This window comes from Nitratifractor sp. (genome assembly GCF_015487065.1).
Lineage (GTDB): Bacteria > Campylobacterota > Campylobacteria > Campylobacterales > Sulfurovaceae > Nitratifractor.
In genome coordinates, this window is record NZ_WFQN01000040.1 from 1 (window position 1) to 8,327 (window position 8,327).

Annotated in this window: 9 protein-coding genes; 2 read left to right on the forward strand and 7 right to left on the reverse strand. The window is 57.0% G+C overall.

Going from position 1 to position 8,327, the window contains the following annotated elements; all coding sequences use genetic code 11:
* Both asnB and F8I07_RS02110 read right to left on the reverse strand, forming a co-directional pair.
* Positions 1 to 1,427, reverse strand: a 1,427-nt coding sequence (gene asnB / locus F8I07_RS02105; RefSeq protein ID WP_292655109.1) for an asparagine synthase (glutamine-hydrolyzing), incomplete at its 3' end; no start/stop codon positions are given.
* Between the two features lie 3 nt (positions 1,428 to 1,430).
* On the reverse strand, positions 1,431 to 2,858 hold the full coding sequence (locus tag F8I07_RS02110; RefSeq protein ID WP_292655112.1) for a DUF945 family protein: 1,428 nt from the start codon (positions 2,856 to 2,858) through the stop codon (positions 1,431 to 1,433).
* Between the two features lie 117 nt (positions 2,859 to 2,975).
* Here F8I07_RS02110 and F8I07_RS02115 point away from each other — a divergent pair, with 117 nt between their 5' ends.
* Both F8I07_RS02115 and F8I07_RS02120 read left to right on the forward strand, forming a co-directional pair.
* Positions 2,976 to 3,809: a CorA family divalent cation transporter gene (locus F8I07_RS02115; protein ID WP_292655114.1), complete on the forward strand. Its 834-nt coding sequence runs from the start codon at positions 2,976 to 2,978 to the stop codon at positions 3,807 to 3,809.
* Between the two features lie 45 nt (positions 3,810 to 3,854).
* Positions 3,855 to 4,082 carry a DUF465 domain-containing protein gene (locus F8I07_RS02120; protein ID WP_292655117.1) on the forward strand — a complete coding sequence of 76 codons (228 nt, stop codon included), beginning with the start codon at positions 3,855 to 3,857 and terminating at the stop codon, positions 4,080 to 4,082.
* Here the strand turns inward: F8I07_RS02120 and F8I07_RS02125 are convergent, their stop codons facing one another.
* The 5 genes from F8I07_RS02125 to F8I07_RS02145 form a co-directional block, all read right to left on the reverse strand.
* Complete coding sequence (locus tag F8I07_RS02125) at positions 4,083 to 4,415, reverse strand: hypothetical protein (protein WP_292655120.1); 333 nt, start codon at positions 4,413 to 4,415, stop codon at positions 4,083 to 4,085.
* A 69-nt stretch (positions 4,416 to 4,484) separates the two neighbouring features.
* On the reverse strand, positions 4,485 to 5,312 hold the full coding sequence (locus tag F8I07_RS02130; protein ID WP_292655123.1) for a tyrosine-type recombinase/integrase: 828 nt from the start codon (positions 5,310 to 5,312) through the stop codon (positions 4,485 to 4,487).
* 16 nt (positions 5,313 to 5,328) lie between these two features.
* Positions 5,329 to 6,381, reverse strand: coding sequence for a PQQ-binding-like beta-propeller repeat protein (locus F8I07_RS02135; protein ID WP_292655126.1), 1,053 nt, complete (start codon positions 6,379 to 6,381; stop codon positions 5,329 to 5,331).
* Between the two features lie 12 nt (positions 6,382 to 6,393).
* Positions 6,394 to 6,963, reverse strand: a complete 570-nt coding sequence (locus F8I07_RS02140) for a hypothetical protein (RefSeq protein WP_292655129.1) — start codon at positions 6,961 to 6,963, stop codon at positions 6,394 to 6,396.
* 442 nt (positions 6,964 to 7,405) lie between these two features.
* Positions 7,406 to 8,327 (reverse strand): Smr/MutS family protein (locus tag F8I07_RS02145; RefSeq protein ID WP_292655132.1); only part of this gene is annotated, 922 nt, incomplete at its 5' end.

The window sequence follows — 8,327 nt, forward strand, 5'->3', positions numbered from 1 at the left end:
GCTTCGAAACGCTCCAGCCAGGGGCGGATCGCCTCCAGGTTCTGCCCGTCTCTGACATTCTGTTTGAGAAGCCGGTTAAGCTGCAGATCGGTATAGAGCTCCGCCGTGGAGCGAAAGATGGGCTGATCCTCCCAGGCCCGCTTGTACCACTCCCACTCCCGGTTTTCGGAGTAGTGTTTGTGAAAATAGTTTCGCAGCCAGTTGCGGTAGGGGAGTTCCCGCGCTTTTTCGATGGCGTAGTACTCCCGGTAGGTCCGATAGCCCAGAAAGAGCTCGTCGCTCCCCTCACCCCCCAGCAGTACCCGGATCCCCTCCTTCGCCGCCTGCCGCATCAGAAAAAAGAGCGGGATCATCGCTGGATCCCCCAACGGCTCGTCCAGCAGCGGCAGCAGCGCCTCCAGGGTCTCGAAAAACTCCCGCTTTCCGAAAGCGTAGGCGCGGTGCTCCGCTCCCAGATGCCGGGCGGTCCGCTCCGCCCAGGGGCGTTCGTCGTAGTTGGCGTACCCCTCGTAGCCGATACTGAAGGTCCGGATCGGCTCTCCGCTCCGCTCCGCCGCCATCGCCGCTACCAAGGAAGAGTCCAATCCACCGCTGAGCAAAACGCCCCAGGGGACTTTGGCGGGGATACGAAGGACCACCGCCTCTTTCAGCGCCTCTTCCACTGCCGCCGCGGCACTCGCTTCGTCATGGTAGTGAATCGGAGTTTCCAACCAAGGATCGTCCGGTGAATGAGAAATGAAGAATGAGGAATGAGGAACCGAATTTTTCCCTCTCCATTCTCCATTCCCTTCCCATCTTCCATCTTCCATCTTCCATCTTCCATCCGGATCGAGCGTCAGCTCGATCCGCCCCCCCGGTTCCAGTTTGCAAACCTCCTGATCCAAGGTATAGGGGGCGATCGTCGATTGGTAGCCCAGGTACTGAACCAGATGGCGGCGTTCGAGGAAGAAGGGTTTGAGGGCATAGAGGGCTTTGGCTTCGCTGGCGAAGGCGACGAAATCTGGGCGGATCAGGTAGAAGAGCGGCTTTTTGCCCGCCGGGTCCCGGAAAAGATGCACCCTGCCCTTTTCAGCTTCGATGACGGCAATGGCATACATCCCCCGAAGCCGCCGGACAAAATCGGCTCCCCAGCGCCGCCAGGCCGCCAGCAGCACCCGGATCTCCGACTCCGCTTCGACGCCCAGTTCTGCCGCCAAATCCCGATAGTTGTAGATCTCTCCGTTGAAGAGAATGACTTCGCCCGCATCCTCCAGAGGTTGGGCCATCGCTTCACCCGCCGACTCGATAGCCAGGCGGTGTACTCCCCAGGCTCCACCTTCTCCGAGCAGCAGGCGGCTGTCATCCGGTCCCCGGTGACTGAGCCGATCAAAGGCTTCCCGGGCTTGCTTGGGATCATAGGATCCGACGATACCGAAGATCGCGCACATTGGCTACATGAGGATCATCATGATCAACTCCTGGGGAGCGTAGCGGGTCCCGTTGATGATGATTTTGCCCCCTTTGATCTCGCCCTTGAGATGATAGAGCCCCTCTTTGAGTGTCGCCATGTTCTTGGAGACCATCGAGTCGAAGACGAAGACGGCATTGGGGTAGAGCCGATGCGCCAAATCCTTCTCGAGGGTGAGTTCGAAACTTCCTTCTACAAGGCGGTCCGCCTGACCCATCAACGAGATCATCGCCGACATCGCGTTGCCCTGCAAGGGTTTGCCGGTATAGGTGAGGTCAAGTTTCAAGCGGCTCGTTTTGGCTGCATCGAGTGTCTCATCCACCACCAAACGAGTTTTGCCCGGGATCAACAGGTCATTGTAAACCCGGATCCAGCGGTCGTTGAGCGCCTGCAGGGCGAGAATCGCCTTTTGCAAGGCAATATCGTCGTTGTCTGCTGTGGCTTTGGCCAATGCTTTTTGGATCCGCAGCTGCTCGGCTTGCATCGCCGCCAGGTCCCGGATCCCTTGCAAGCCGAGTGATTGCAATTTGACCGTGCCTTCAAACTTCCGGAGTCCCTCCCAGTAACCGCTTGTTACCGGATCCAACGCTTTGAGCGAAAGCGAGAGTTCCCCGTCCACCTCCGCTTTGCCGGTGTGCAAGAGTGCCGTTTCCAGGCGGCCACCGAAATGCAGGGGTTCTTTCAGACCGCCAAGAGAAGATTGTACTCTAACCTCCGGCGCCTGAAAAGCGAACCGGCCGAAGATCGGGCCTGTCCGGGTAAATTCCCAGATGTCCATCGAGAGCTTCGGACGGCTGATCGAGAGAGATTCTCCCCGTTTCGCCTCCTGGAAATCGACGGCGGCACTGGAGAGTTCCGCCCGTCCGGTCAGGGTCTTGAGCGCATAATCGCTCCGCACCGTGATCGGTTCGATCCGCAGGGTACTGTTCGCCTCCCTATCCCGGGCGACGATCTGCGAAATCTCCGCCGCTTCATGCATATCGTGCGACCAATCCAGGACGCCCCGATAATGAATTCGTACCGGCTTCGCCACCTGCCGTTCGAAACATTTTTCAACCTCGGGCTTGAGCATCGCGTTGAGGGGTTGATCGATACGGATCTCCACCAGCCCGGGCGTCCATCCGCCGATTAGCGGACCGTAACGCAGTGTCGCCGGAATACGCAAGGGGTTTTTCAAGGGAAACGTCTCGTCTGCCGCCGAAACGGGAAAGCTCACATTGAGCTCCGCCGTGGCCGAGGAGAATCCGTTGTGAAAGCGTTGGATCCCGGCGACGGCTTCTCCCCGTTGCATTTTGTTGTAAGCGGTGACAATCTCCCGGAGATAGGTTTCTCCGTCGGAAGAGATCGAAGCCCGCCACCCCAGGAAGAGCAGTGCCGCGCCTATGACGATCCCGATAATCGTTTTTTTCATTGTTTTGCCTTTGTCAACTAATCTAAGGGGATTATCCCACATTCTGCGAGCCCTTTCCCTGAAATGCTATACTTCGGGCACCATCCAAAATCCATAATCTCTATTTGAAAGGCCCCGATGCAGACCGATTTTCTCGACACGCTAATTCTGGAAGATATCGAAAATCCGGAACACCCTTCCGATTTCGAGAGCGGTGACGATTACGCTGTGCTGATCCTTCGGCTCCCGGAGCTGTATCATCAGGAGGTGCGGGTGGTCTCTTATGCCTTTCTCTCCCGGGAGGGGCAGTGCTATCGCTACGATCGGGAGCAAAAAGATTTTGTCCTGTTGGGAGATTTCGAAGCGCTCCATCGGGTGCTGGACGAAAAGGCCGATCGGCTGATCCGGGATACCCGCCAGTATCATGTGGAGATCGACCGTCTGGAGGAGAGTCTCTATGACGAACACCCTCCCCGGAACTTCATGGAGCAGTGGATCACCTACAAAAAAGAGGTCTCCCTCATCCACCGCCTCATGTTCCACGCCACCCTCTCCTTCGAGCTTTTTGTCAACTACGGCAAACGCTCCGAAGCCTTCGATGAACTGGCTTATGCCGACATTTTGGAGCATATGGCCCGGGTGCGGGATCTGAGTAAAGGAGCGATGGAAAAGCTGGACAATCTCCACGACTTCTACCGGGCCAAGGTGGATGAACGGATGAACCGCAATATGTACTGGCTGACGATTATCTCGGCGATCTTTCTGCCCCTGACCCTGCTGACTGGATTTTTCGGGATGAATACCGGGGGGCTCCCTTTTACAGAGGATCCCTCCGGCACCGCTAAAGTCCTTGTGCTTTCGATGATTCTCGAAGCCCTTTTTCTCCTGGGGTTTTTCCTGATGAACCGACCGAAAATCCGGCGCTTTCGTCGAAAAGACCTCTCGAAAGCCCCCCGGGAAAACGGGCTTTAACACCATTCAGGTTACAATATTGAAAACAGAGACAAAGGAGTTGCAATGCTTTCCGAATATCGCAACGAGATCAGTGAACTGAAACAGAAAAATGCCCACTTCGCCAAGATCTTCGAACGGCACAACGAACTGGACCAAAAAGCCAAAGATGCCGACGAAGGCCGCCTCCACCTGAGCGATACGGAACTCGAAGAGCTCAAAAAAGAGAAACTTCTGCTCAAAGATGAAGCCTTGATGATGATTCTCAAGTACAAAAAGGAGCAGGAGGGTTGATCAGCCCTTCAATGCAAAGAGTCTCCATCCCTTCTCCTGAAGCCAGGCCGCCGCTTTGGAACAGAGCGGCGCTTCATAGAGGAGGAAACAGCGTTTGATCTTCGCTGCCATCTTCGTTTCGAGCCGGCGGTGGAGCTCCTCGAACTCCTCTGCTTCTTTGCGCAGTATTCGGCTCTTTTTTTTCACCACAATCACGAAGCAGTAGTACCCCTCCGTATCGACCCCCCGATAGATCTCCACCCGTTTCCGGCTCCCCAGCTTTTGGGGCTCCACCCCTTCGAAACGGCGGCAAAGGATCCCCTCTCCGGCCAAAAACTCCACGACCTCTTTCACGTTCTCTCCCTTGGCTCCAAAAGTGTTCCCCTTAATGACTATGAATGACTATAAATGACCTCAAATAACCTATGCCCCCAACGGATGATACTGTGTCACCGTCTCCTTTAGATGCTTCCGCTCGATATGGGTATAGATCTGGGTGGTGATGAGGGAGCTGTGTCCCAGGAGCTCCTGCACCACTCGCAGATCCGCCCCGCCGAGGATCAACGCCGACGCAAAGGAGTGACGCAGTACATGGGGAGAGACTCCCAGATACTTCCGGACGATTTTGTAGGCGCTGACACGGCTCAGGGGATCCCCCCGATAGTTGAGCCAGAGATAAGGAGAGGCGATGTCACTGTGAGCCAGGTACTCCTCCAATGCTTCCAGTGCCACCGGCGCCAGGGGAACCATCCGCTCCTTGGCCCCTTTGGCGTAACGGATGCGGAGCCACCCTTCGACCAGATCCTCTCGTCGGGCTGCCAGGGCTTCGCTGATCCGGCAGCCGCTGGCGTAGAGGAAAAGGATCAGGGCATAGTCCCGCCGCCCCGCCGGCGTGCTGCGGTCGATAAGTGCCAGCCCCGCCTCGATCTCTTCATCGCTCAGATATTTGGGCAGCGAGCGGGGAATCCGCGCCATGGGAATGCGCACACTACGGGTCGTCAGCCGGCGGGCGTGGCAGAAGTTGACAAAGGCGTTGATGGAAGCGAGTTTACGGTTGAGGGTCCGTTTGTTTTTGAAGCCGGAGAGGTAGTGCAGGATCTTCTCTGTCTCCAGACTCAGCAGATCTCCGCTTTGTTCCTGCAGTTGCCGCAGATCCGCCAGATAGGCTGCGATGCTCTTCTCTCCCAGCCCTTTGACGATTTGCAGATACTCCTCGAACGCCTCGAGAATCTCCCCGGTTTCAGGCTTCACCAGGATCCGCCGACTCTCAGAAGCTCAGTTTGCTCAAGTCGATCACCTCATCGTCTTTGTAGAGCCTGCTCCCCGCGACGAAGGCATAGTCATCCACACTGCCCACGTCATAGATCCGGCTCTTTTTCAGAGTGCTGTCCATGACAATGAGGGCTCCGCTGCGATCCAGTGCGTAGACCCGGCCCCCTACCACGGCAATCGCCGCAAACTGTGCATAGGGGAACTGCCGCTGCGCCAACACTTTCAGAGAAGGAGAGAGCTTGACCACCCGGCCGTCTCCGGTGAGCAGATAGATCGTGTGGCCGGCAATCGTCACATCCCCCACCGGGGCTTCGTATTTGTGCATCGCTCCGGGGGCGGCGCTGATGAGCTTCTTCGGTGTCGCAGCGATAATCCGTCCCCCCAGCTTTTTCAGGAAGATCACGTTGTTGAGGTTGTAGTCGTCGCCGATAGCCAGCCCCCGAACCGCTTTGGGATTGGCGGGGTTGATAATCAGCAGTTTGCCGTCCAGGGTCGGTACGACCAGATCACTCCCCAGGGAGATCGGGTTGGCGATCCGGGTATCCACGGCAAAAGCCCGGCCCACCTTGGCGGAAATCGTCGTTTTTTTGGCCGAGAGACTGTAGACTCCGAAACGGTTGTCCTGGGAGACGTAATAGATCCTCTGCCCTCGGATGGCGGCAGAGACGAGGGGATATTCCAGTTTCCCTTCGTGGATCGTTTTACCGCTTTTGCTATCCAGTACTTTGAAGGCTCCGGTATCGTCCGCCGCCAGGACATAACGGCCCGACCGGGTGACAAAATGGAATCCTTTGGGCAACCGAATCGCACTGATCCCGCCGCGGGTCAGGAAAGTCCCGTCGCTGAAGGTAACGCCGTCCCGTAGAATACTCACCGCCTCTTTGCCGGTCTTGGTAATAGCGGCAGAAGCGCTGGCAGTCTTCTCCGGTTCGAAGCTCTTGCGGCCGTGGAAAGGATTCAGACTGCTCATTTTGCTCATGCCGCATCCACTCATTAGGAGCAACGAGGAGAAACCGAAAGCGAGGAAGAGGGAGCGGGTGGTCAACATGAGATGCCTCCTTTATTTGAGAGTGCTGTGGCGTAGCAGCCGGGCGATCCCGGCGACGGGAGAATTTTCGCTCACCAGGGCCAGCTGGGAACGGGCGACCTCTTTTTTGCCCGCTTTGAGAGCCTCATAGGCCTTTTCCACCAGACTCAGGTCGTGATAATATTTCGAATCCCCGGGCCGATTAGAGAGCACCGCCTCATGATAACGCACCAGATCCCCCAGGGGATCGCCGGAGCTTTCCAGGGGTTTGAGGGCCTCCGCTTTGCCCTGATCCACTGCAGTGGAGTAGCGGTAGAGGGCATAGAGTTTTGGGTTATTGCTCTCGAGCTGCTTGAGGGCCGCTGCATCGGCGGGGTTCTTCTCCAGCGTCAGCAGCGCCTGATTGGCTTGGGCCAGACGGTGATCCTGATAGACCCCGTAAAGCGCATTTCCACCAAAGCCCACCACCAACAGGATGACCACCGTCCAGATCTTCACTTTGTGCTTTTTGTAGAGACGCTCCAGGCGAAAGGCGCTCTCTAGAAGCTTCTCGTCGCTGGTCAGCTCCTCTTTGACATAGTTGATTTCATCTTTCAGACTCACAGATACTCCTTGGACCGTTTTTTTTGCTGATAACAATTATCTTTGTTTGGGATCAATTATACTGGATTGCGACTTTCGGGAGCTTTTTGTAGGCACCTTCGGTGCAGTCATTGGTCACTGGTCATTAGTCATTGGGAGATTTTTTTCGTCGTTTGTCGTTTGAACGGGGCTTTGCCGGAGGAGTCCCAAGCACGGCCCTATGGGGCCTCACGTCGCAAGAATTTTGTCATTGGGAGCATTACAACGCACCGCACCGTAATCCAACATCAATCGCACTGTATCACGGCGCCCTCTATTTCTCATTTCTGTTTTCTATTTTCTCATTCAAATAAGCATGGCATCCTTATCCGGACGCCAGTGAATCGCGTTTTCTTTTTCTTTGCTTCGTTTCCTTTTTTTTGTCGCGAAACAAAGAAAAAGAAATGAAGGAACACCCACGAACTCACAGTTCCGCGATTGTCGCCCCCATATTGCCGGGCATTCGGTAGAAGCGTTTGACCTTCGGGTGGCGTTTGAGGTATTCACTGACCACCTTGGCCAGGACCCCGGTGCCGGTGCCGTGGATGATCTCCACCTCCGAGATCCCATGCAGCAGCGCATCGGAGAGGAAGGCATCCAACGCCTCCTGGGCCTCCTCGGCCCGCATTCCCAGCAGCTTGATATGCAGGGCGGCCCGCTCTCCCTTTTCCACCCGGATATCGGTGCTCTTTTGGGGACGAGGGGCTTTGGGTTTGGGGGTTTCCGGAGCCGGGCGCAGCTCTTTGAGAGGGACGCGCATCTTCATGCCGTCCACGGCGATCATCGCCTCTTTCTCTTTGAGGGAGAGGACCTCCGCTGTATGGGAGCGGTAACGGACCCGGTCCCCGGGTTTCAGCTCCGGAATCTCCGCCTCCGGTTCCCGGAGCTTCGCCCGGTTTTTGTGGCGGTGGGCTTCGTTGAGCAGGCGACGGGCCTCGGCGTTCTCCGTCTTTTTGAGCGCTGCCAGGGCCCGTTTGGTCGCCGCGTTGTAGCGGTTCTCCAGGGTCGCCAGAACCTTGCGCTGCTCCTCGCGCATCTTCTCCTCCAGCTCCCGCAGCCGCGCCTCTTTGCGGCGGAGCTCCTCGGTGTTCTGCTCCAGCTCGGCGATCCGGGAGCGCATCTGCGCCTCCAGGCGGGTGGAGTGTTCGATCAACTCGTTGAGCCGCTCCTTGTCCTCCCCGAAGAGCTCCCTCGCCTTGGCCACGATGGACCGGGGGATCCCGTAGCGCTCGGCGGTCTCGAAGGCGTAGCTTTTGCCGATGATGCCCTGCAAGAAGGTGTAGGTGGGGCGCTGGAGCTTCTCGTCGTAGACCGCCGCCACCAGCTCCACATCCTCGTCTCCCGCC

Bases quoted from the DNA above. Each gene is read 5' to 3' on its own strand.
- F8I07_RS02110 (WP_292655112.1), bottom strand. From the start codon at position 2,858: ATGAAAAAAACGATTATCGGGATCGTCATAGGCGCGGCACTGCTCTTC.
- F8I07_RS02115 (WP_292655114.1), top strand. From the start codon at position 2,976: ATGCAGACCGATTTTCTCGACACGCTAATTCTGGAAGATATCGAAAAT.
- F8I07_RS02120 (WP_292655117.1), top strand. From the start codon at position 3,855: ATGCTTTCCGAATATCGCAACGAGATCAGTGAACTGAAACAGAAAAAT.
- F8I07_RS02135 (WP_292655126.1), bottom strand. From the start codon at position 6,381: ATGTTGACCACCCGCTCCCTCTTCCTCGCTTTCGGTTTCTCCTCGTTG.